The sequence below is a fragment of the Streptomyces sp. NPDC040610 genome, assembly GCF_055594065.1.
Window position 1 is genome coordinate 37,022 of the sequence record NZ_JBVIXA010000006.1, and the last position, 21,972, is coordinate 58,993.

Consider the following 21,972-nt stretch of genomic DNA (forward strand, 5'->3'; position numbering starts at 1 on the left):
TTCCCCCCCCCCCCACCCCCCCCCCCCTCCCCCCCCCCCCCCCCCCCCCCCCCCCCCCCCCCCCCCCCCCCCCCCCCCCCCGCCGCGCCCGCTCCCGCCGGATCCGCCCGGCAGGCCCAGGAGTTCGGCGACGCGCTCGTCCTGCGCGAGGGAGTCGGCGGTGCGGCTCTCCGCGTCGTGCGCCTGCTCGGCGGCCGTCGCCGCGTCCTCCGCGCGGGCCGCCGTCAGCTCGGCGCGGGCTTCGACAGCGGCGGCTTCCTTGGCCTGGTCGGCGGCCCGGCGTGCGGACTCGCGGGCCTCGTCCCAGGCGGCGACCGCGGTCTTCTCGGCGTCGCTGGCGGCGAGCGCCGCGCGGGCCGGGTCGGCGTCGGGTGTGCTGTCGTCGAGCCAGCCCGCGCGGACGGCCTCGGCGGTCTCCTGCTCGACCTCGGTGAGGCGCTGGCGCAGGTGCCCGGCCTCGCTGCGGGCGCGCTGCGCCTCGGTCGCGGCGGTGGTGGCGTCGCGGTGCGAGGCCTCGCCGGTCTCCTGGAGGGCGGCGGAGCGCTCCTCCTCCTCGTTGGCGTGGGACTCGGCGTCCTCGGCCGCGGTGTGCAGGGCGCGGACGAGGTCGGCTGCGGCCTTCGCGCGGGCGGCGAGGGCCGGGGCGGCGTCCCGCTCGGCCTCGCGGATGGCGACGGCGACGCGCGCGGAGCGGTCGGCGGCGGCGCGGTGGCGCAGGACGGCCTCGGCGGCCTGCCAGGCGGAGTGCAGGGTGCGGGCGTCGGCCAGCTCGCGGCGCTGGGCGGCGGCGGCCTTCTCGGCGACGGTGAGGGCCAGGGAGGCGTGCCGGTAGGCGAGTTCGGCGGCGATGAGCGCGGAGCGGCCGCGGGCCTGCTCGGCGGCCGTGACGGTGTGCGCGGCGGCGGTGACCTGCTCGGCCAGTTCGGCGGCGCGGCCCCGCTCCTCGACGGCGCGGGCCGACAGGCGACGGGCCAGGGTGCGGGTGCGGCGTTCGGCGCCCGCGTGCACGTCACGCGCGCGTGCCCGGGTGTCCGCGGCGTCCACGATGCGGCCGAGGAGGTCCACGGAGCCCGCGGTGAAGTCGCGCTCGGCGATCAGCTCGGCGCGGCGGCCCAGCTTGTTGCCGAAGCCGTGCACCAGGTCGGCGAGGCCGTCCGTGTCCCGGGTGTCGGTGACGGCGCGCAGCAGCAGGTCGGTGAAGTCGGAGTCCTTCTTGACGGCGAAGAGGCCGGCGGCCTCGCCCTCGTCGGCGTTCATCTCGCGCTGGTAGCGGAACAGTTCGGGGTCGAGGCCGAGGTCCCCGAGGTGTTCGTTCCAGCGGTCGTGGATCTCCTCCCAGTGCACTTCGAGGTGCGGGTAGGCCTTCGTGGCCTCCATGAGGGCGTCCCGGAAGCCCTTCATGGTGCGCCGCCGCCCCTGTGCGCCGGACGCGCCCTCGGCGGACGGCCGCACGGCGGTGGACTCGGCTACCGGCAGCGAGTCCAGGCTGAGTCCGGGGCCGGGGCGGAAGGAGTACCAGGCCTCCGCGAACTTGCGCGGGTCGTTGGAGACCTGCCGTCCGCGCCACTCGCTCACCTTGCCGACGACGACGCACTCACCGGTGAGCGTGTGCTGCCACTCCAGGGCGACGTGTCCGCAGTCGTCGGCCAGGAGGAACTTGCGCAGCACTCCGGAGCTGGCGCCGCCCAGGGTGTTCCGGTGGCCCGGCAGCATCACCGAGAAGATCAGCTTGAGCAGGACGGACTTGCCGCCGCCGTTCTCCAGGAAGAGCACTCCGGCGGGCGCCGGGCGGCGCGGCGGGCCGACGGGCTCCTCCTCGAAGAACTCCGCCTGCGCGGGCGCGGGGTCGGGCACCACGTCACCGACGCCGCGCAGGTCCAGCACGGTGTCGGCGTAGCGCGCACCGGCGGGGCCGATGGAGTAGAGGCGGACCCGGGACAGCTCGTACATGGCGGCGGACTCTCGTCGTAAGTCGTGCGGGACGAAGAAACGGAACGTGGCGGAACGTCGGTGGACGCGGGCGGGGCGGCCGGATGCCGTCCCGCGCGGATCAGGAGTGGAACGGCAGGCCGGCGTCGGCCGCCAGCTCCAGGTCGTCGGTGTCGTCGGGGGGCAGCAGCGTCGCGGAGCCGTCGGTGACGGGCACGACGCCGAGCTCCAGGAGCTCGGCCATGGCGGCGGTGCCCGCCATGTCGCGGACCTGGAGCTGATAGCGCGCGGTGGTGCGGTAGGTCCCTCCGGAGTCGTCGCCGGTGCGCTGGAGGAACCCGGAGTCGGTGAGGAACGCGGCGGCCTTGCCCACGATGCCGGTGGTCGAACCGGCGAGCCTGCGCGCGTCCTTGGTGGCGCCCGTGGAGCTGCGGCGCGCCCAGATCCGCCAGGCGGACTCCAGGCCCGGCGCGTCCGACGCCGGGTCGGTGTTCTCGCCCTGCTCCTCGGCGCGCTCCTCAAGGCGGCGGCAGGCCTGTCGTACGAAGGCGTCGACGCCGTTGACCGTGACGCGGCCGATGTATCCGTCGTCGGCCAGGTCCTCGGGGCGCGGGAAGGCCATGGCGGCGACGGCGAGGTGGGCAAGGCCGTGCAGGAAGCGGTCGGTGGAGTCGGCGGCCGCCCGGCGTGCGTAGTCGCCCATGCGGACGGCGAACACGGAGTCCTCGGCGGCGGTCACCGCCATCCCCGCGCGCGGGGACACCTCGAGGACGACGAGGCCGAGCCCGGCCGCGACGGCGTCGGCGAGGCGGGCGAAGGGCGGGTCCTCGCGGTATCTGCGGAGCAGTTCGCCGTACTCCTGGTCGCGGGCGGGCTGGAGCTTGGGCTGGAGTCCGAACGCGACGAGGCGGGCCGCGTCGGCGGCGTCGGCCGGGGTGACGGCGGCGCTCGCGGTCGCCGCCGCCGGGGCCGCTGCGGCGTCCGGCTCGCCCCACGCGGCGTGCTCTGCGGGGTGATCGGTCACGGCTGGGGCTCCTTGGTGCGGTCGGTCGGTCGTACGTGTTCGGGGGCGTGGCCCGCGTCGTCGGGGGCTGTGCGCGCATCCCCGGGGGCGGCCGGGGCGAGGGCGGCGCGCCGCCTTGTGGGTGGTGTCATCAGGCCGCCTCCGTCCGGTCGGCCGCCATCCCCACCGCGTCGAGGAGTGCCGTGCCGACGATGAGGTCGGCGCCGCCGAACTCCGGGTCGTCGAGGTCGGTGCCGTCGTCCACGGCGAACAGCAGTTGCTGCTCGCCCTGGCGGTAGGCCGTGCCGACCGGCGGGCTCGCGGCGTGGACGGCGAGGAGGGCGACCAGGTAGGGCAGTTCGGGGTCGCGGCGGCGGGCGTCGGCGAGGAGCCCGGAGAGCCTGCGGGGCGCGTCGGGCGGCAGCGCGAGCAGTTCCATGGCGCTCGCCAGCTGCTCCTCGCTGAAGCGGCTGTCGTCGGGCGTGGCGATGAGGTCGGGCTCGGGCATCTCCGCGCCCAGGTGCTCGCGCTCCTGCGGCGGCGTGAGCAGTATGTCGACGAGGTCCCCGACCCGCACCGACACCGGCGTGCGCAGGCCCGTCCCGCGCGCGAAGAAGGCGTCGGTGACCCGGATCGCCTGCTCGGCGGGGAGCGGCAGGATCGGGGCGACCAACTGGCCGTACAGGTCGAGCCCTGTGCGCGCGGTGGGGGTGGCGAAGGCCTGCCGGTCCTGCTCGGCGCGGAACAGGGGGCCCGCTTCGAGGAGCCGGGACTGGAGCTGGGTGTGGCGGCGGATGCAGTCCTTGACGATGTCGACGAGCTCGGCGGCGCGGCGCTTGTGCTCGGGGTCCTCGGACTCGTCGCGTGCCTTGCGGATGTTCGTCAGGATCGCGTTCTCGTGGCGGTACCGGTCGGCCACGTGGTCCAGGGCCTCGGCGATCATGTCCGGCACGGACTGGAGCCAGTCCACCGCGCGGACGTTGCGCCGGGTCGCGTCGAGGGCCCTGCGGAGGGTCTCCGAGTACTGCACGGTGCGGTACCGCGCCTGTTCGGCGGCGAGCTGGGCGTCGGCGAGGCGGCCGCGGCTGATCAGGACCTCCAGCTTCACCTCGGCGGCGATCTGGGCGCTGGTGACGTCCGTGTCGAGGGCGCCGACGAGGACGTTCACGGCCTCGTCGGTGGTGCGCAGGCAGACACCGCCGCCGTAGCCGGGGACCTCCTCGATCAGTTTGAAGTCGTAGTCCCGCCGGACGTAGGTGCCGTCCGGGTCGAAGGTGCCGTACACCGCGCGGAAGCCGCGGTCGACGCTGCCCACGTTGATCAGGTTCTCCAGGACCCAGCGGGCGACGCGCTCGTGCTCGGCGGTGGGGCGGCGCGGGGCCTGGGCGGCGACGCGGGGCAGCAGCCGGGCGACGACCTGGTCGTGGTCGGCGCCCGTGTCGAAGTCCATGTTCAGCGTGACGAGGTCGATGGCGGACAGGGCCACCTCCGCCATCGCGTACACCGAATACTCCCCCGCGAGGTTCGCCTTGCGGGCGTCCAGGTCGTGCAGCGGGGCCGTGCACGCGAGCGCGCGCAGGCGCCGTGCCAGGCCCTCGTCGGCGGCCGGGCCCGGTGCGGGCCGCGGCCCCGCGCTGAGCTGGGACGGAACGGAGTCCGGTACGGCAGGCGAAGTCACGGTGCACAGACTAGGTCCTCGGTCTGACAACGGTCGAAACGACGCAGATGCCCCGCCGCCCCGACCTGCCCCGGGGACTCGGCCCGCCCCTCGGACCGGCGCACCCCACGACCTCGACGCGCACCGCCGACGAGCGAGTCCCGCGACCTCAGCCCGGCCCGGCCCCACCCGCCGCGACCCGGCGCGCGTACGTGTCGACGAGCCCCTGCAGCGAGTCGTCCAGGTAGATCCCGAGCAGTCGCTCGGCCTTCGGGCCGAGGCCCGCCCGCAGGGCGTCCAGAATCTCCTGGTTGCGCACCAAGTAGGGCTCGTGGAGGCGGCGCGGGTCGTCCACCACGTGGAAGGCGAGCCGCAGTTCGGCGAAGACGCTGCGCATCAGCTCGTCGGTGCGGGCGCTCCCGGCGAGCGCGACGAGCTCACGGTGGAAGTGGATGTTGGCCGTGGAGACGCCGTTCCAGTCCCGGCGGCTCGCGGCCGACCTGCCCTCGGCGACGGCTCCGGCGAGCGCGTCCACGGCGTACGGCGGGCGGCCGAGGCCGTGCACGACGGCACACTCCACCAGGCGCCGGGTGCGGTAGATGTCCTCGACGTCCTCGACGGTCAGGACCCGCACGAAGACGCCGCGGTTGAGTTCGTGGACGAGCAGCCGCTCGTGGGTGAGCAGCCGGAAGGCCTCGCGGAGGGTGTTACGGGAGACGCCGAGCGCGCCGCCGATGCTGTCCTCCGACAACCGGGTGCCGGGTGGGAAGTACCCCTCGGCGATGCGGCTCCGGAGGATGTCCGCGACGCGCTCCGCGGTGCTGGTGCGTCCCAGGAGCGCGCGGTCGTCGGCGAGACCGGTCAGTTCAGCCATGATCAGCCATCCCCTCAGCCATGCCCGGATTCAACCGCAGATACAAGAACGAGACAACATGGGTATTGAGGGATCGTTGAACAATCCTCTACGTTGTCCGGCAGGCGTCACCCCGCCCCCGTCCCCAGAGGGCACCGGCCACGCGCCGGTCAGCACACCCCCGCTCCTCAGAAGCACCCTCCAGCTCCGCCGACTCCTCTGTGAGGTGCCCATGAGCACGACTCCCCCGCCTTCCGCGATAGAGCTGGACGACCAGCCGCGCGGGGATCAACCACCCGACGACGACGGCGCGTTCGGCTGGCTGCGCGCGCTCGGCCCGCGCGGCCGCCGCGCGTTCACCGGTGCCTTCGGCGGGTACGCGCTCGACTCCTACGACTACTTCACGCTGCCGCTCAGCATGGTCGCGCTCTCGGCCTACTTCGGCCTGAACAGCGGCCAGACGGGTCTGTTCACGACCGTCACGCTGGTCGTGTCCGCGGTGGGCGGCGCCGTCGCGGGCGTCGTCGCGGACCGCATCGGCCGGGTGAAGGCGCTGATGATCACCGTGATCACGTACGCGGTGTTCACGGTGGCCTGCGGCTTCGCGCCCAACTACGAGACCCTGCTGGTCTTCCGTGCCCTCCAGGGGCTCGGTTTCGGCGGCGAGTGGGCGGTCGGCGCGATCCTGGTCGCCGAGTACGCGACCGCCAAGAACCGCGGCCGCACGCTCGGCGCGATCCAGAGCGCCTGGGCCGTCGGCTGGGGGCTCGCGGCGATCGTCTACACCCTGGTCTTCCAGTTCCTGGACGACGACATCGCCTGGCGCGTCATGTTCTTCACCGGGGCGCTGCCCGCCCTGCTCGTGATCTACGTACGCCGCCATGTGCACGACGCCCCCGAGGCTGCCGCCGAGCGCGAACGGAGCACGGAGAAGGGCTCGTTCACGGCGATCTTCAAGCCGGGGCTGCTGCGCATCACCCTGTTCGCGGTGCTGCTGTCCACCGGTGTCCAGGGCGGCTACTACACGCTCGCCACGTGGGTGCCGACGTACCTCAAGGAGGACCGCGGCCTGACGGTCGTCGGCACGGGCGGGTACCTGACGTTCCTGATCTCCGGTGCCTTCATCGGCTATCTGACGGGCGGGTACCTCACCGACAAGCTGGGCCGCAAGCGCAACATCGCGTTGTTCGCGTTCCTGTCCGCGGCCAGCATCGCGGCGTACACGAACATCCCGGACGACGCCAACGGCCTTCTCCTGGTGCTCGGTTTCCCGCTGGGCTTCTGCATGTCGGCGATCTTCAGCGGCTTCGGTTCCTTCCTGAGCGAGCTGTACCCGGCCGCCGTGCGCGGCACGGGGCAGGGCTTCACGTACAACACCGGCCGCGCGGTGGGCGCCGTGTTCCCCACGACCGTCGGTTTCCTCGCGGACAGCTGGGGCGTCGGCGGAGCGCTCATCTTCGGAGCGTTCGGTTACGCGCTCGCCGTGATCGCCCTGTTCGGTCTGCCCGAGACGCGCGGAAGGGAACTGCTGTGAACCCCGAAGCCGTGAACCCCGTAGAGGCACGCTCGGCGTTCCGTGCGGGCCACAGCGCGCCGACGACCGGCTGGGCGCCCGGGCACACCCAGGCGAACCTGGTGTCCGTCCCCGCCGACTGGGCGTACGACATGCTCCTGTTCTGCCAGCGGAACCCGAAACCCTGCCCGGTCCTCGACGTGACCGACGCGGGTTCCTGGTCCACACCGCTCGCCCCGGGGGCCGATCTGCGCACGGACCTGCCGCGCTACCGCGTGTGGGAGGACGGTGAACTGGTCGACGAGCCCACCGACGTGCTCGGGCACTGGCGCGACGACCTGGTGTCGTTCCTCATCGGCTGCAGCTTCACCTTCGAGTGGTCGCTCGCGGCGGCCGGTGTACCGCTGCGCCATGTCGCGCAGGGCCGCAACGTCGCGATGTACGTCACCGACCGCCAGTGCCGTGCCGCAGGGCGGCTGCGCGGCCCCCTGGTGGTGTCCATGCGCCCGGTGCCGCCCCGCGACCTGGCCGCGGCGATCCGGGAGACCTCCGTGCTGCCCGCGGTGCACGGCGCACCGGTGCACTGCGGCGACCCGGCCGGACTCGGCATCGCCGACCTCGCCGAGCCCGACTTCGGCGATCCGGTGGACGCCGAGCCCGACGACATCCCGGTGTTCTGGGCGTGCGGCGTGACACCGCAGGCGGCCGTGATGGCGTCGCGACCGCCGTTCGCGATCACGCACGCGCCGGGCCGGATGTTCATCACCGACGCGCGCGACGAGCAGTACCGCGTCGCCTGACCGACTCGGGCGCGGCGCGGACCACGCCCCACGCGCGCGGGGCCGAGAACCCCACCGCGCACGAAACGCACCGCCACGCGCGCGGGGCACCCGAATTCACAGGAGCGATACGCACATGACCTGGGCCTCGATCGACCTCAACGCCGACCTCGGCGAGGGCTTCGGGCGGTGGCGGCTCACCGACGACGAGGAGCTGCTGTCCGTCGTCACCAGCGCAAATGTGGCCTGCGGCTTCCATGCGGGCGACGCGGCCACCATGCGGCGCGTGTGCGAGCGCGCGGCGGAGCGGGGGGTGCGGATCGGCGCCCAGGTGTCGTACCGCGACCTCGCGGGGTTCGGGCGGCGCGCGATGGACGTGCCGGCCGCCGAGCTCGCGGCCGAAGTGGCGTACCAGATCGGCGCCCTGGAGGTGTTCGCGCGCGCGGCGGGCGCCGGTGTGGCGTACGTGAAGCCGCACGGCGCGCTGTACAACCGCGTGGTGCACGACGGGGAGCAGGCGGCCGCCGTCGTGGACGGCGTGCTCCTCGCCGACGTCGGGCTGCCCGTCCTCGGCCTTCCCGGATCTCGTCTCCTGGAGGCGGCGGAGAAGGCCGGGCTCCCGGTCGTCACGGAGGCGTTCGCGGACCGGGCGTACACCGATGAGGGCACGCTGGTGCCGCGCGGCACCGACGGCGCCGTCGTCACGGAGCCGGACGCCGTCGTCGAACGGTCCCTCGGCATCGCCCGGTTCGGCGCCGTCACCTCGCACGGCGGGCGGCGCATCGACGTCCGGGCCCGCTCGCTGTGCCTGCACGGCGACACCCCCGGAGCGGTGGAGCTCGCACGGCAGGTCAGAGCGCGCCTCGAAACGGCGGGCGTGCGGGTGGAGGCGTTCGCATGAGCACCCGCCCGACGGCACAAGCACCGGCATCACCGCCGACGCCGACACGACTCATGTCACCCTCGACACCCATGATGCCGCCGTCGACGCCGCCCATGAAGGTCCTGCCCATGGGCGAGCGCGCCCTGCTCGTCGAACTCGCCGACGGAGCGGCCGCCGCGGCCCTGCACGCCGAGCTGCTGCGCCGCCGCGCGGCCGGGGACCTCGTCGTACGCGAGATCGTGCCCGCGGCCCGCACGGTGCTCCTGGACGGCCTCGACGGACCCGAAGGGCCCGACACCCCGCTCCGACTCGCCGCGCGCCTGCCCACCTGGGAGATCCCGCCGCTGCCCGCGCGCGCGGACGACGTCCTGGAGATCCCGGTGCGGTACGACGGCCCGGACCTGGCCGACGTGGCGGCGCTGTGGGACGTGCCGGTGCGAGACGTGGCCCGGATCCACTCGGCGGCCGAATTCCGCGTCGCCTTCTGCGGGTTCGCGCCCGGGTTCGGCTATCTGACGGGCCTCGACGGGGTGCCCGACGTGCCGCGCAGGGCGACGCCGCGCACGGCGGTGCCCGCGGGCTCCGTCGGCCTCGCCGGGCCGTACACGGGCGTGTACCCGCGCTCCTCGCCCGGTGGCTGGCAGCTGATCGGGTCGACGGACGCCGTGCTGTGGGACCACGCGCGCGTACCGGCGGCGCTCCTGTCGCCGGGCGCGCGGGTCCGGTTCGTGCCGGAGGGCCGATGACCGACCGGGCCTTCGCGGTCGTACGGGCCGGGGCGCTCACCACGGTGCAGGACGAGGGCCGTCCCGGGCACGCCCACCTCGGGGTGCCGCGCTCCGGCGCCCTCGACCGGCCCGCCGCCGCCCTGGTGAACCGTCTCGTCGGCAATCCGGCCGCCGCGGCCGTCCTGGAGACCACCCTCAACGGCTGTGCGCTGCGGCCCCGTTGCGACGTCACGGTCGCCGTCGGCGGCGCGCACTGCCCGGTGACGGTCGACGGGCGCGCGGTGGCCTGGGGCGCGCCGGTGCGGGTTCCTGCCGGTGCTCTCCTGGAGGTGGGTACCGCTGTCTCCGGAGTACGCGGTTACGTCGCCCTTGGTGGCGGCGTGGCCGTCGAGCCGGTCCTCGGCAGCCGCTCCACCGACCTGTTGTCCGGACTCGGCCCGCCCCCGCTGACGGACGGCGCGGTGCTGCCACTGGGTGCCGCACCCGTCGCCCACGCGCGTGTGGACGCCGCTGCGCAGCCCGGGCCGCCACGCGAGCTGATTCTGCGCGTGGCACCCGGACCCCGCACCGACTGGTTCACGGCCACCGCCCTGCGGACGCTCACCACGCGCGCGTACCGCGTGTCCTCGGCGAGCAACCGCATCGGCCTGCGCACCGACGGGCCGCCCCTGGAGCGCGCGGTGAGCGGCGAACTGCCCAGCGAGGGCATGGTCCTGGGCGCGATCCAGGTGCCGCCGGACGGCAGGCCCGTGGTGTTCCTCGCCGACCATCCGACGACGGGCGGCTACCCGGTCGTGGGCGTCGTCAGGGAACGCGACCTCGCGGCGGCGGCGCAGGCGGTGCCGGGGACGGTGGTGCGGTTCGTGGCGGTGGGGGGCTGGCCGGGGGTGCGCCGCAGGTGAGACGCCGGTGCGGCGTGGGTCAGACGCCTGTGGGCCGGGGGTGAGGTGCGGGTGCGCCGCAGGTGAGACGCCGGTACGCCACGGATCAGACGCCGGTGCGCCACGGGCTACGCCGCCTCCACCCGGCGCTCGGCGGTCCCGAGCCCCGCGAGTGCCGCCGCCGCGGCGTGCGCGTCCCGGACGTCGAGCCCGCCGCTCGTGCCCCGCACCTGGTGCCGCACCTCCTCCACGGCGAGGCCGAGCAACTGCGGCAGCAGATCGGTGCAGCGCCGGGCGATCCATCCGGTACCGGCCGTGGCCAGCCACAGCAGGCTCGCCGACGGGGCGGGCGGCGGCAGTTCGGGCTCGACGGCGGGGGCGGGCCCGGGTGCCAGGCCCTGCGCGGCGAGCAGCGCGTGGAAGCGGGCGGCGAACACCCGGTGCCCGCGCTCCCCGGGGTGCAGCCGGTCCGCGCTCCACAGGGCGCGGTCGGCGACCCACTCCTCGTCGGCGGCGTGCAGGTGGACGGCGCCGTGGCGTTCGGACAGGGCGTGCACGACGGCGTTGACCGCGCGCTGCCGCCGGGCCAGCGGGCGGCCGAGCGCGCCGGGCAGGCCCAGCATGGCGCCGGGGTCGGGCATGCAGGCGGTGAGCAGCACCGCGCCGTCCGCCGTGACGGCGCCGTACACCTCGTCGAGGCGCGCGGCGACGGCACGGATGTCGAAGGTGCAGCGCAGGGTGTCGTTGACGCCGACGACGACGGACACGATGTCGGGCCGCAGGGCCACCGCCCTGGGCGTCTGGCAGCCGTGCACGTCGCAGGTCTGCGCGCCGCTGACGGCCAGGTTGTGGAATTCCACGGGCCGTTGGGGCGTGCCGAGGCCCGCGGCGAGCAGCGCCGCCCAGCCCCGCCACGCGCCGTCCACGGGGTCCCCGACGCCCTGCGTGAGCGAGTCCCCGAGCGCTACGAACGTCACCCGACTCATCCGTCGGCGCCCCCGTCCGGCACGCCGCCGGGCCCCACCACGAGCCGCAGCGCCCGGACCCCGCCCTCGGCCGGTGCCGCGTCCCCGGCCGGTGCCCCGTCCCCGGCCGCGGCGGCCGCCACCCACGCACCGCCCTGCCCGGAGTCGGAACGAGGCCCGCGACTGACAGCCGCACCCGAGCCGTCCCCCGCAGCGACCCCGCCCCCCACAGCCACCGCACTCCTCACAGCCGCCCCGTTCCTGACAACCGCCCCATGCCCCACACCCGCCCCGCTCCTGGCAGTCGCCCCATCCCCAACAGCCGCCCTGTTCTTGACAGCCACCTCATCCCTCACATCCACCCCGTCCCTGGCGGCCGCCCCATCCCTCACACCAGCCCCATCCCTGCCAGCCATCCCATCCTCCGCATCCGCCCCATATCCCGCACCCACCGCATGCGACCTATCCATCGCATCTACCCCACACACCCCATCCACTCCCTGCACTCCCTGCACCCCATGCGCAGCCAAAAACGCCCCCACAGCCGCATCCCACCCAAAGCACTCCGCACGCGCGCGTGCCATCGCCCGTCGGATGTGCTCCGGGCGTTCGAGGACCGCCCGTACCGCGTGGGCGAAGGTGCGGGGTGTGTCGGCGGCGGCCGCCCCCGCGCCGCCCACGATCTCCGGCAGCGCGGACGAGGCGCTGGCCACGACCGGGGTGCCGCAGGCGAGCGCTTCGAGCGCGGCCAGGCCGAATGTCTCGCAGGGGCCCGGGGCCAGGCACACGTCGGCCGAGGCCTGGAGGGCGCCGAGCGCGGTGCGGTCCCCGACATGGCCGAGGAACGTCACCGGAAGCCGCCGCTCCCGCGCCCGCTGTTCGAGCCGCGAACGCAGCGGCCCGTCGCCCGCGACGACGAGCACGGCCGGTACACCACGCCCGCGCAGCGTCTCCAGCGTGTCGAGCGCCATGCCGGGCCGCTTCTCCACGGAGAGGCGGGAGCACAGCACCAGGAGCACATCGTCGTCCCCGCGCGCGTAGCGGTCCCGCGTCCGCCGGTCCCACAGCGCAGGGTGGCGGTCCGCCAGATCGACGCCCAGGGGGGCGCGTACGACATTGCCCGCCCCGACGCGTACGAACTCGCGCTCCGCCCAGGCCGTGGTGCACACCACGCGCGCGTAGGCGTGCGCAGTACGGGTGTTGAGCGCGTCGGCCGCGCGGCGCGCCAGGCCCGGCGGCAGCCCCCAGGTGCGCATCACGGCGTCCGCCGCCTCGTGGGAGACCATCACGGCCGGGACGCGGGCGCGGCGCGCCCACTCGCCGGTCCAGCGCAGGGTGGTGCGGTCGGAGACTTCGAGGCGGTCGGGGGCGAGGCGTTCCAGGAGGCGGGTGAGGCGCCGCCGGTCGGCTATGACGCGGTAGCCGCCGGTGCCGGGCAGCTCGGGCCCGGGCACGGTGATGACGAGTCCCTGCTCCGTGCGGACGGTGTCGGCGCGCTCTCCGGGGACGATCAGTACGGGGTCGTGGCCCGCGGCCAGGTAGCCGCGGCCCAGTTCCCGCAGGGCGGTGCGCAGTCCGCCCGACGAGGGCGTGACGAAGTTGGCGAGGCGCACGATGCGCAGCGGCCCTGCCGTGCGCGCGGTGCGTGCCGCGGCGAGGGGGTTCATGCCGAGGGCCGCGCTCATGCCGCCACCACCGTGCGTTCGGCGAGCACTTCTTCGTAGTGCTCGATGAGCTGGTCCCCGATGGCGTCCCAGGTCCGCCCCTGGACGGCGGCGCGTCCGGCGGCCCCGTACGCGGCCCGCAGCCCCGGATCGGCGGCCATCACCCACACCGCGTCCCGCACGGCGGCGGCGTCACCGGGCGGGACGAGGATCCCGGTGCGCCCGGGGACCACCAGGTCGAGCGGTCCGCCCACAGCGGGCGCGATCACGGGAACGCCGCTGGCCATGGCCTCCTGCACGGTCTGGCAGAAGGTCTCCAGGGGCCCGGTGTGCACGAAGACGTCCAAGGAGGCGAAGATCCGGGCGAGTTCGCCGCCGGTGCGGCGGCCGAGGAGCGTGGCTCCGGGCAGCGCCGTGCGCAGGGCGCCCGTGCTCGGCCCGTCGCCCACGACGACGACCCGGACGCCGTCGAGGCCGCACACCTGCGCCAGGAGTTCGACGTGCTTCTCGGGGGCGAGCCGCCCGACGTAGCCGATGATCAGTTCGCCGTCGGGGGCGAGTTCGCGGCGCAGGGCGGGGTCGCGCAGCGTCGGCCGGAAACGCTCGGTGTCCACGCCGCGCGGCCACATCCGCACCCGGGGCACGCCGTGCGCGACCAGGTCGGTGAGGGCGGCGGTGGAGGGCGCGAGGGTGCGGTCGGCGGCGGCGTGCACCGCGCGGATGCGCCGCCAGGCGGTGGCCTCGCCCCGGCCCATGTACGTGCGCGCGTAGCCGCCGAGGTCGGTCTGGTAGACGGCGACCGTGGGCAGGTGCTTGCGGGTCGCCGCGGCCATGCCGCGCGCACCGAGCACGAAGGGGCTGGCCAGGTGGACCAGGTCGGCCTGGTGCGCGCTCAGCGCCGCCGCCAGCCGCCGACTCGGCAACGCGACCCTGACCTGCGGATATCCGGGGAGCGGCAGGGAGGGTACGCGCACGACGGGGCACGGGGACAGAGGGTCGGCGTCGGCGTCGGCACCTGCCGCGGTGGCGGGGGCGACGACAAGGGGCTCGTGACCGCGCGCGACGAGCTGCCGGGCGGTCTGCAGGGCGCAGTGCGACACGCCGTTGATGTCGGGCGGGAAGGATTCGGTGACGATGACGACACGCATACCCGTGTTGTCGTCAGACGGGGCGTGCCCACGTCAACGTGGATCTTTCCTGACGAGGAACGTCCCATGAGCGTTGCGCTCCACGGAATGCCGCCATTTCGCCCCAGGCGGGGCGTTCCGCACTTCGCGGGGGCCGCCGCGCCCTGGGGAACGGTGGCGCTCCTGCGCGTGGAGGGTGCGGCGGGAGGGCCCGGTCTCCTCCGTGTACGTGGGGGCGGGGCGCCCCCGCGGCGCGCGGGTACTACGGGAGGGTGGGGCGGCACGGGAGGGCTGCCTCAAGGCCGCGCGGCGGCGCGGGACGACCGACTCAAGGCGCGGCGGCGACGCGGAAGGGCCGACTCCAGGCCCGGCGGCGGCGAGGGAGGAAGCCCTCCGGGAGGAAGCTCCCCGAAAGGGATGAAGCCCACGAAGCCCCCCGCCGCCCCACCCTCACACGGCAGGCGCGTCCGGCCCGATCCGGCTCCGTACCGCCGACTGCACGTCGTCCTCCTCGGCGGGATCCGCGGCGAGCCTGCGGAGGCGGTTGACCACGCGGGCGTCGCCGGTCTCGGCGTGGCGGGCGGCGACTTCGCGGGTGGACTCCTCGCAGTCCCACAGGCACTCGACGGCGAAGCCCGCGGCGAAGGAGGGGTCGGTGGCGGCGAGCGCGCGGGCGGCGCGGCCTCTGAGGTGGGAGGAGGCGGTCTCGCGGTAGACATGGCGCAGGACGGGCGCCGCGCAGCCGATGCCGAGGCGGCCCGCGCCGTCGACGAGCGGCCACAGGGTCGGTGCGTCCGGGCCTTCGCCGCGCACCGCCTCGCGCAGCGCGGCGAGCACCAGATGGCTGTCCTGGGCGCCGCCTCTGCAGGCGAGCACACGGCCGGCGGCCGCGCCGAGCGCGTCGGGGCGTCCGGCCCACTGCCGGGCCCGCTCGACGGCGGCGACGGAGCGCATCCGCTCGAACGTCTCGGCCGCGATGTCGGCGACGGCGCGCGACGGGCTCTGCGCCGCTTCTTCCAGGAGGTCGAGTACGCCGGGGTCGTTGGCGTCGGCCAGGTAGCACAAGGCCGTGCCGCGCTCGGCGTCCGCGCCGTGGCGGGCGGCCTCGAGGATCTCGGCGCGGTCCTCGGGCCCGGCGACGGCGGTCAGGCAGCGGGCGGCAGGCACATGCAGTGCGGCGCCGCGCTCCAGTCCTTCCTGGGCCCAGGCGAGCACGGCCCGCACGCTCCAGCCGGGGCGTGGCCCCGCGGGTGCGAGCTGGCGCTGCCAGCGGTCGAAGGAGCCGCGCTCGGCGGCGGCGCGCACGCGGCCGCCGATCTCGGGCCGAGGATCCTCCGCCCACAGCCGCCAGGGCCGGGGCTCGAAGGCGTCCCGCACGGCCTCGGTGAGGGCGGCCTCACCCTCCGCGTCGGAGGGGAAGCGGGCCAGCACGGGAACGGCGAGGGCGCGCAGGCCCGCGTCGTCGTCGCGCAGGGCAAGCTCGTCCAGGGCCCAGGCCCAGTTCGCCCCGTACTCGGCGTAGCTGCGCAGCAGGCGCAGGGCGTCCAGCCTGTCGTACGAGGCGAGGTGGCCGAGGACGGACAGCGCGAGCCCGGTGCGTGAGTCGTCCGGGTCGAGCGTGTCGTCGGGGTCGAAGAGATGGCGCTGGATCGCGCCGAGCCCGCCGTTCAGATCGAGGTAGAGCCGCGCGTAGTACAGCGAGCGGTTCTCCACCTGCCAGTCGTGCCGCGGGTCGTGCAGCACACAGTGGTCGAGGGCGGAGAGCGCCTCGGACCGAGGCGCGGTGAGTGCGTGCAGGGTGCCGTCGCCGCGGCCCCGCTGCAGCAGGCCGAGCAGCGTACCGCTGGGCGCTATGACCGGTTCGAACATGGGAAACAGCCTCACATCAAGCGTCGACGCAACCGGGAATCCGCACTACCTGGCCGCGCGCCAACACGTCGGGCCGCCCCACGTCTGTTGCTTGCTGAAGACCATCTTCCTCTGCCTCTCGTCGGTGACCCGGAGGGTCCCGGACGCCATGTCCGGGGTTTCGGGCCGCTCACGGTCCGCGCGCTGCGGCAACACCTGCCCCGACGTCGCGTCCGTGAATCACGTCGTCATGATGACCCAGCGGTTCAACCCGCCGCGACCACATTTCCGGCGCCCCCGTGCTGCCGGACCGCCTACCCGCTCAGGCGGCGCCGAACAGTGCGAGCAGTTCGGTCTTCTCGAACATGCGCGCGGTGTCGATCGCCGACGGCGTGCCCGCGGCCGGATCGGCGCCCCCGTCGAGCAGCGCCCGGACCACGTCGTCGGAGCCCTTGAAGACGGCACCCGCGAGCGGCGTCTGCCCCTTGTCGTTGGCGCGTCCGACGTCCGCGCCGCGCTCGATCAGGACCCGGACGGTGGCCACGTGGCCGTGGTAGGCGGCGAGCATGACGAGCGAGTCGCCGCTGTCGTTGGTGAGGTTCGCGGACACGCCCGCGTCGACGTACGCGGCGAGCGCGTCGGTGTCACCGGCCCGGGCCAGGTCGAAGATCTTGCCCGCCAGCGCCACGACCTCCGGGTCGGGGACGGCCGCGTTCCCCGTGTCGGGGACTTCATCGCTCACAGTGATGATCGCCTTTCGTGTTCCGCGTGCACAGGGCCGAAACGAATGCGCGGCCGGTCCGGATCGTTCCCGGTGTCCCAGCCGTGCAGCCGTACGAGTGAATCGACAGGGTACTGCCCGTCACGGCACATGACCGACCGCGTCCACGGCAAAGATCACGTCGAGTGACGTCCTCCCCCGGACGCCCACCCCGATGCTCGCTTCGAAACCGCCTCCGACGTGCACAGTCGACCCATCAGGCCGCCGCCGTTCGAGGTAAATATCGGAAATTTACCCCATTTGCACCCTTTATCGTATGGATACATGCTGTGAGCCTGGAAGAACTCATGGTGACTGTCCCCATCGACCAGGAGAAACCTCATGATCCTGTCCATCTCAGGCGTCGTGCTGCTCGGAGTCATCGTCTTCCTCTTCTTCCGCAAAGACGGACTGAAGGCCTCCCACGCGCTGGTGTGCGCGCTCTTCGGCTTCTACCTCGCGGGCACCGCCATCGCCCCGAGCATCAAGGCCGGCGGCGCGAGCCTCGCGAGCCTGCTCGGCGGCATCAAGTTCTGACGGTTTCCGACGGTTCACCGCTCACCACCACCCCCAGGAGAACGACGTGGCTCGGCGCCCTCTCCCCCGCATCCTGAGCAACGGCACCGCCCAGATCGCCCGGAGCCGGGAGCACATCGCGCGCAGTCGCGAACTCGCCCGGTCGGCCGCCGACAGTGCCACCGACGTCCTCCACCCGCTGATCACGATCACGCGCGGGCTGCGCCGCCTCGCCGGAGCCGGGCGGCGCAAGTGGTCCGAGACCCCCAAGGACCGCCGGGGCCCCCTGCTGTTCCTGGTGGCCTCCGTGGTCCTCGTCGTGGCGCTCATTCCCTACGGTCCGCTGCTCGCCGCCATCAGCCTGATGGCGGCCGCCGCCTGGACCGGCCGTGAGCGCACCGCGCCGGCCCCCTCCGGCCCGGACGACGCCCAGGTCCAGCGGTTGCAGTCGCTCTACGAAGCACTCGTGCCGTACTTCTCCGTCCCCGACGACCCGAGCCCGCTGTTCGCGCACGGCGGCGAGTGGGACAAGGCCTTCAGCGACTACACGTTCGACGACGACGGCCGCGTCTCCCGTCTGGTGCTGCGCTATCCCGCGTACTTCACCGACGGCGAGGCCGAATCCCGCGCGCGCATCGAGCAGTTGCTGCACGCCAAGTCGGGGCGCGGCCGGGAGTACCACTTCACCTGGGACGAGGAGGGCAACACCCTCACCGTGACCGTGCTGCCGCCGCTGCCCACCGACATCGCGGCCCAGCGCTTCGTCACCGCCCCCGGCGAGACCGTGCTCGGCTTCACCGACCCGTCCGCCGTGCAGCGCACCCTGCCCGTGGCCGACGGCGACGAGCAGCGCGACGTGCCGCCCGTCGTGTGGCGCACCGGCGGCCGCTCCACCGAGCCCCATCTGCTGGTCCTCGGCCACCCCGGCAGCGGCACCACCACGCTGCTGCGCTCGGTGGCCCTGCAGGCGCTCCAGTACGGCGACGTCGTCATCATCGAGGGCAGCGGCACCGGCGACTTCGCGTGCCTGACGGGGCGCGACGGCGTCCTCGCCGTCGAGTGCGGGCTCGCCGGGGCGCTCGCCAGCCTGGAGTGGGCGGCGCACGAGACGGAGCGGCGGCTCATCGCCGCGAACCGCGCCCGGCAGGCGGGCCACCCCCCGCCGGACGACATCAAACGACCTCTGTGGATCCTGCTCGACCGCCCCAGCACCCTCGGCCACCTGGCCGCCGCCGACGGCCACCGCGATCCGCAGACGCTGCTCCAGGTGCCGCTGCGGCACGGGCGCGCCGCGGGCGTCACCGTCGTCGTGGCCGACCAGCTCGACAGCGCGGACGCCCTCACCGACGCCGTGTGCCAGCACACCCGCGCGCGCGTGGTGCTCGGTCCGGCCACGCCCGGCCAGGTCGAGGAGGTCCTGGGCGCGCGGCCGCACACGACCCCCACGGCGGACATGCCCCCCGGGCGCGGCTATGCCCGCCTCGGCACCGGTCCTGTGCACCGCCTCCAGGTCCCGGCGACCCCCGACCCGTACGACGACGCCACGAGCGACGCGCACCGGCGGGCCGTCCTCGACCTGCTTCCCGCCCGCACGACACCGGCGGACGCGGCGCTGGCCCCCGCCGTCGCCGAGGGCTGAGCACGCCGGGCGGAGGGGCCCTCACGCCACGAACGTGTGCGGCCCCTCAGCCCCGGACCCGGCGCCCGTCCCCGACTCCACCAGCCGGGCAGCCGCGGCGAGGCGCACCGCGGCCTCCTCGGCGACGGCCCCGCCCACGGTGAACGGCAGGCGTACGTAGCCCTCGAAGGCGCCGTCCACGCCGAAGCGGGGGCCCGACGGCACGCGCACGCCCACGCGTTCGCCGACCTCGGCGATGCGCGAGCCGGAGAGCCCGCCGGTGCGCACCCACAACGTGAGCCCGCCGTGCGGCACTTCGAACTCCCAGCCGGGCAGCTCGCGGCGCACGGCGGCGACCAGCGCGTCGCGGTTGTCGCGGGCCTGCTCCCTGCGCACGTCCACGGCCTGCTGCCAGCCCCCGGTACTGAGCAGCCAGTTGAGGGCCAGCTGCTCCAGGACGGGGGTGCCGAGGTCGGCGTACGCGCGCGCGGCGACCAGGCTGCGGATCACGTCGGGCGCGGCGCGCACCCAGCCGATGCGCATGCCCGCCCAGAAGGCCTTGCTCGCCGAGCCGACGGTGATGACGGTGGAGCCCGCGGGGTCGAACCCGCAGACGGGGCGCGGCATGTCGAGACCGTCGTCGAGTCGGAGTTCGCTCATGGTCTCGTCGACGACCAGGACCGTGCCCGCGTGCCGGGCGGCGTCGACCAGGCGGCGGCGCTGGTCCTCGTCGGCGAGCGCGCCGGTCGGGTTGTGGAAGTCGGCGACGACGTACGCGAGCCGGGGCGCGGCGTCGCGCAGGACCTGGCGCCAGCGGTCCATGTCCCAGCCGCCGAGCCCCTCGGCCATCGCCACGGGCACCAGGCGCGCGCCCGCCTCGCGCATCAGCTGGAGGATGTTGGCGTAGCTGGGCGACTCCACGGCGATGCGCTCGCCGCGGCCCGCGAAGAGGTGACAGATCGCGTCGATGGCGCCCATGGCGCCGGTGGTGACCATGATCTGTTCCGGCATGGTCGGTATGCCGCGCGCGGTGTAGCGCTCGGCGAGCATGGCGCGCAGTGCGGGCAGTCCGGCCGGGTAGTCGCCGTGGGTGTGGGCGTAGGGCGGAAGCTCTTCGAGCGCGCCCTGCACGGAGCGGGTGAGCCAGGGCTCGGGCGCGGGCAGGGCCGCGCAGCCGAGGTCGATCATGGAGCCGAGCGCTTCCGGGGGCAGCGGTTCGAGGCCGCGCGCGGGCAGCGGGTTCCCGGCCGGGACCGCCGTCCAACTGCCCGCTCCCCTGCGGGACTCCAGGAAGCCCTCGGTGCGCAGCGCCTCGTAGGCGGCGGCGACGGTCGTCCGGCTGACGGCGAGCGCGACGGCCAGCTCGCGCTCGGCGGGCAGGCGGGCGGCCACGGGAACGCGTCCCTCCAGGACGAGGAGGCGGATACCGTCGGCAAGGGCGCGATAGGCGGGCGGGCGGCGGGTGCCGGGGCCCGCGGGCCGCGCCTGCTGGGAGGTGAGCAGCCGGGCGAGCTGGGTCGAGCCCACCGCTGATGTCCACTGAGGCATGATCCCAGTCCACCTTCATCGAATTGGCCATGGTTGGCGTCCGTCACCAAGCCACAGAGTGTCATGCGTCAGGCCACTACCACCACGGGGGCTTCTCTTGTCCAGGGCGAAATCAGGTCGGCCCACTACGGGATCGCACGGCGGGCGCCACCTCGCACGGCGGCTGTGCCAGCTGTACGTCGGTCTCGCCCTGTACGGGGCCAGCTCCGCGCTCCTGGTGCGCTCGGGTCTCGGCCTGGAGCCCTGGAACGTGCTGCACCAGGGCATCGCCGAGCGCACCGGGATGTCGATCGGCGTCGTGTCGATCTTCGTGGGCGCCGCCGTGCTGCTCCTGTGGATCCCGCTGCGCCAGCGCCCCGGCCTCGGGACGGTCTCGAACGTCTTCGTCGTCGGCCTGGCGATGGACGGCACCCTGGCCCTCGTGCCGGACGCGCACGCCCTGGGCATCCGCATACCGCTCCTGGTGGCGGGGATCGTGCTCAACGGCGTGGCGACGGGTCTCTACATCGCGGCCAAGTTCGGTCCCGGACCGCGCGACGGCCTGATGACGGGTCTCAACGAGCGCACCGGGCGCTCGATCCGCCAGATGCGGACCCTCGTGGAGGTGGCGGTCGTCGTCACCGGCTTCGTGCTCGGCGGCACCGTGGGCGTGGGGACGGTCCTCTACGCCCTGTGCATCGGCCCGCTCGCCCAGTTCTTCCTGCGCTTCTTCGCCGTCCCCGCGTCCACCGCGGGCCGCGTCGTGGCCTCCGGAGAGCCATCGGAGCAGGCGATACTGCAACGGTGACCACGCGCGTACGCCACCCCTACCTCGACCACCCCGGCCCGCTCGCGTTCGCCCACCGCGGCGGCGCGGCCGACGGCCTGGAGAACACCGCGGCCGCGTTCCGCCGCGCAGTGGACGCGGGCTACCGCTACATCGAGACCGATGTGCACGCCACGGCGGACGGCAAGCTGGCCGCGTTCCACGACGCGACGCTGGACCGGGTCACGGACGCGTCGGGCCGGATCGCGGACCTCCCCTGGAGCGAGGTGAGCCAGGCGCGCGTGGCGGGCACCGAGCAGGTCCCCCTCTTCGAGGAGATGCTGGCGGCCTTCCCCGAGGTGCGCTGGAACGTGGACGTCAAAGCGGAGTCCGCCCTCCTGCCGCTCCTGGAACTGATCGAGCGCACCCGCACCTGGGACCGGGTGTGCGTCGGCTCCTTCTCGGAGGGCCGTGTCGCGCGCGCCCAGCGCCTGGCGGGGCCGCGCCTGGCCACGTCGTTCGGCACGCGCGGCGTCCTCGGGCTGCGGCTGCGCTCCCTGGGGGTGCCGACGACGCCGCGGGTCTCGGCGGTGTGCGCCCAGGTGCCGGAGGCGCAGTCGGGGGTCCGGGTGGTCGACCACCGCTTCGTCCGCACCGCCCACGCGCGCGGGCTCCAGGTCCATGTGTGGACGATCAACGACGCCGACCGCATGCACGCCCTGCTCGACCTGGGCGTCGACGGCATCATGACGGACCACATCGAGACCCTGCGCGACGTGCTGGAGGCCCGGGGCACCTGGGTCTGAGGCCCTGGCGGTCTCCCGTATCGGGTGCCGCGGACCACGCAGGGGCAAGAAGAGGAAAGAAACGGAAAAGAAGCCGAGTGCCGCCGGATGCTTCCACGTACGAGTTCGGCGACCGGGGCACGGCACGGCTCGGGCGCCCGCCTTTCGGA

Annotated in this window: 18 protein-coding genes and 2 pseudogenes; 9 read left to right on the top strand and 11 right to left on the bottom strand. The window is 74.5% G+C overall.

Going from position 1 to position 21,972, the window contains the following annotated elements; translation table 11 throughout:
• The 5 genes and pseudogenes from ACZ6AA_RS21540 to ACZ6AA_RS21560 all read right to left on the bottom strand — a co-directional run.
• Positions 1–1,950: pseudogene (locus tag ACZ6AA_RS21540) on the bottom strand (hypothetical protein); the annotation flags it as partial.
• A gap of 100 nt (positions 1,951–2,050) precedes the next feature.
• Positions 2,051–2,953 carry a hypothetical protein gene (locus tag ACZ6AA_RS21545; RefSeq protein WP_468483931.1) on the bottom strand — a complete coding sequence of 301 codons (903 nt, stop codon included), beginning with the start codon at positions 2,951–2,953 and terminating at the stop codon, positions 2,051–2,053.
• A complete protein-coding gene (locus tag ACZ6AA_RS21550; protein WP_468453423.1) occupies positions 2,950–3,084 on the bottom strand; it encodes a hypothetical protein in 135 nt (44 codons plus the stop codon). Before ACZ6AA_RS21550 ends, ACZ6AA_RS21545 begins: the two co-directional genes overlap by 4 nt.
• Entirely contained in the window at positions 3,084–4,610 is a 1,527-nt protein-coding gene (locus tag ACZ6AA_RS21555) for a hypothetical protein (protein WP_468453421.1), read from the bottom strand. The genes ACZ6AA_RS21550 and ACZ6AA_RS21555 overlap by 1 nt, the downstream gene beginning before the upstream one ends.
• A 148-nt stretch (positions 4,611–4,758) precedes the next feature.
• A complete protein-coding gene (locus ACZ6AA_RS21560) occupies positions 4,759–5,463 on the bottom strand; it encodes a GntR family transcriptional regulator (protein ID WP_468453419.1) in 705 nt (234 codons plus the stop codon).
• Between the two features lie 211 nt (positions 5,464–5,674).
• Here ACZ6AA_RS21560 and ACZ6AA_RS21565 point away from each other — a divergent pair, with 211 nt between their 5' ends.
• The 5 genes from ACZ6AA_RS21565 to ACZ6AA_RS21585 all read left to right on the top strand — a co-directional run bounded on the left by ACZ6AA_RS21565 (position 5,675) and on the right by ACZ6AA_RS21585 (position 10,247).
• On the top strand, positions 5,675–6,976 hold the full coding sequence (locus tag ACZ6AA_RS21565) for an MFS transporter (RefSeq protein WP_468483929.1): 1,302 nt from the start codon (positions 5,675–5,677) through the stop codon (positions 6,974–6,976).
• Positions 6,973–7,755, top strand: a complete 783-nt coding sequence (locus tag ACZ6AA_RS21570) for a putative hydro-lyase (protein WP_468483928.1) — start codon at positions 6,973–6,975, stop codon at positions 7,753–7,755. Before ACZ6AA_RS21565 ends, ACZ6AA_RS21570 begins: the two co-directional genes overlap by 4 nt.
• A 115-nt stretch (positions 7,756–7,870) precedes the next feature.
• A complete protein-coding gene (locus tag ACZ6AA_RS21575; RefSeq protein ID WP_471459493.1) occupies positions 7,871–8,635 on the top strand; it encodes a LamB/YcsF family protein in 765 nt (254 codons plus the stop codon).
• A gap of 95 nt (positions 8,636–8,730) precedes the next feature.
• Positions 8,731–9,363 (top strand): 5-oxoprolinase subunit B family protein, encoded by a 633-nt coding sequence (locus tag ACZ6AA_RS21580; protein WP_468453514.1) that lies wholly within the window; start codon positions 8,731–8,733, stop codon positions 9,361–9,363.
• Positions 9,360–10,247, top strand: coding sequence for a 5-oxoprolinase subunit C family protein (locus ACZ6AA_RS21585; protein WP_471459495.1), 888 nt, complete (start codon positions 9,360–9,362; stop codon positions 10,245–10,247). The genes ACZ6AA_RS21580 and ACZ6AA_RS21585 overlap by 4 nt, the downstream gene beginning before the upstream one ends.
• Before the next feature lie 107 nt (positions 10,248–10,354).
• On the opposite strand, the gene ACZ6AA_RS21590 is transcribed toward ACZ6AA_RS21585, so the two are convergent.
• The 5 genes and pseudogenes from ACZ6AA_RS21590 to ACZ6AA_RS21610 all read right to left on the bottom strand — a co-directional run bounded on the left by ACZ6AA_RS21590 (position 10,355) and on the right by ACZ6AA_RS21610 (position 16,572).
• Complete coding sequence (locus ACZ6AA_RS21590; RefSeq protein WP_468483926.1) at positions 10,355–11,212, bottom strand: SGNH/GDSL hydrolase family protein; 858 nt, start codon at positions 11,210–11,212, stop codon at positions 10,355–10,357.
• Between the two features lie 497 nt (positions 11,213–11,709).
• A pseudogene (locus ACZ6AA_RS21595) lies at positions 11,710–12,858 on the bottom strand (glycosyltransferase); the annotation flags it as partial.
• Between the two features lie 14 nt (positions 12,859–12,872).
• The gene (locus ACZ6AA_RS21600) at positions 12,873–14,003 is read right to left on the bottom strand and encodes a glycosyltransferase family 4 protein (protein ID WP_471459498.1); all 1,131 of its coding nucleotides are present in this window, start codon (positions 14,001–14,003) and stop codon (positions 12,873–12,875) included.
• A 429-nt stretch (positions 14,004–14,432) separates the two neighbouring features.
• Entirely contained in the window at positions 14,433–15,851 is a 1,419-nt protein-coding gene (locus tag ACZ6AA_RS21605) for a HEAT repeat domain-containing protein (RefSeq protein WP_468483925.1), read from the bottom strand.
• A 301-nt stretch (positions 15,852–16,152) separates the two neighbouring features.
• Positions 16,153–16,572 (bottom strand): ankyrin repeat domain-containing protein, encoded by a 420-nt coding sequence (locus ACZ6AA_RS21610; RefSeq protein WP_468453403.1) that lies wholly within the window; start codon positions 16,570–16,572, stop codon positions 16,153–16,155.
• A 360-nt stretch (positions 16,573–16,932) separates the two neighbouring features.
• Between ACZ6AA_RS21610 and ACZ6AA_RS21615 the strand changes: the two genes are divergently transcribed.
• The gene (locus ACZ6AA_RS21615; protein ID WP_030360399.1) at positions 16,933–17,127 is read left to right on the top strand and encodes a hypothetical protein; all 195 of its coding nucleotides are present in this window, start codon (positions 16,933–16,935) and stop codon (positions 17,125–17,127) included.
• A 46-nt stretch (positions 17,128–17,173) separates the two neighbouring features.
• Entirely contained in the window at positions 17,174–18,745 is a 1,572-nt protein-coding gene (locus ACZ6AA_RS21620; protein ID WP_468453401.1) for a P-loop NTPase family protein, read from the top strand.
• 21 nt (positions 18,746–18,766) lie between these two features.
• On the opposite strand, the gene ACZ6AA_RS21625 is transcribed toward ACZ6AA_RS21620, so the two are convergent.
• Positions 18,767–20,272, bottom strand: a complete 1,506-nt coding sequence (locus tag ACZ6AA_RS21625; protein ID WP_468453399.1) for an SCO1417 family PLP biosynthesis transcription factor — start codon at positions 20,270–20,272, stop codon at positions 18,767–18,769.
• Positions 20,273–20,369: 97 nt separating this feature from the next.
• Between ACZ6AA_RS21625 and yczE the strand changes: the two genes are divergently transcribed.
• Both yczE and ACZ6AA_RS21635 read left to right on the top strand, forming a co-directional pair.
• Positions 20,370–21,059 (top strand): membrane protein YczE, encoded by a 690-nt coding sequence (gene yczE / locus ACZ6AA_RS21630; protein WP_468483924.1) that lies wholly within the window; start codon positions 20,370–20,372, stop codon positions 21,057–21,059.
• Complete coding sequence (locus ACZ6AA_RS21635; RefSeq protein WP_468453395.1) at positions 21,056–21,823, top strand: glycerophosphodiester phosphodiesterase; 768 nt, start codon at positions 21,056–21,058, stop codon at positions 21,821–21,823. Before yczE ends, ACZ6AA_RS21635 begins: the two co-directional genes overlap by 4 nt.
• Positions 21,824–21,972: the final 149 nt, after the last annotated feature.

What these genes read in the sequence shown, in the direction of transcription:
- ACZ6AA_RS21550 (WP_468453423.1), bottom strand. Translation starts at nt 3,084, where the DNA reads ATGACACCACCCACAAGGCGGCGCGCCGCCCTCGCCCCGGCCGCCCCC.
- ACZ6AA_RS21560 (WP_468453419.1), bottom strand. Translation starts at nt 5,463, where the DNA reads ATGGCTGAACTGACCGGTCTCGCCGACGACCGCGCGCTCCTGGGACGC.
- ACZ6AA_RS21565 (WP_468483929.1), top strand. Translation starts at nt 5,675, where the DNA reads ATGAGCACGACTCCCCCGCCTTCCGCGATAGAGCTGGACGACCAGCCG.
- ACZ6AA_RS21575 (WP_471459493.1), top strand. Translation starts at nt 7,871, where the DNA reads ATGACCTGGGCCTCGATCGACCTCAACGCCGACCTCGGCGAGGGCTTC.
- ACZ6AA_RS21580 (WP_468453514.1), top strand. Translation starts at nt 8,731, where the DNA reads ATGAAGGTCCTGCCCATGGGCGAGCGCGCCCTGCTCGTCGAACTCGCC.
- ACZ6AA_RS21585 (WP_471459495.1), top strand. Translation starts at nt 9,360, where the DNA reads ATGACCGACCGGGCCTTCGCGGTCGTACGGGCCGGGGCGCTCACCACG.
- ACZ6AA_RS21590 (WP_468483926.1), bottom strand. Translation starts at nt 11,212, where the DNA reads ATGAGTCGGGTGACGTTCGTAGCGCTCGGGGACTCGCTCACGCAGGGC.
- ACZ6AA_RS21600 (WP_471459498.1), bottom strand. Translation starts at nt 14,003, where the DNA reads ATGCGTGTCGTCATCGTCACCGAATCCTTCCCGCCCGACATCAACGGC.
- ACZ6AA_RS21605 (WP_468483925.1), bottom strand. Translation starts at nt 15,851, where the DNA reads ATGTTCGAACCGGTCATAGCGCCCAGCGGTACGCTGCTCGGCCTGCTG.
- ACZ6AA_RS21615 (WP_030360399.1), top strand. Translation starts at nt 16,933, where the DNA reads ATGATCCTGTCCATCTCAGGCGTCGTGCTGCTCGGAGTCATCGTCTTC.
- ACZ6AA_RS21625 (WP_468453399.1), bottom strand. Translation starts at nt 20,272, where the DNA reads ATGCCTCAGTGGACATCAGCGGTGGGCTCGACCCAGCTCGCCCGGCTG.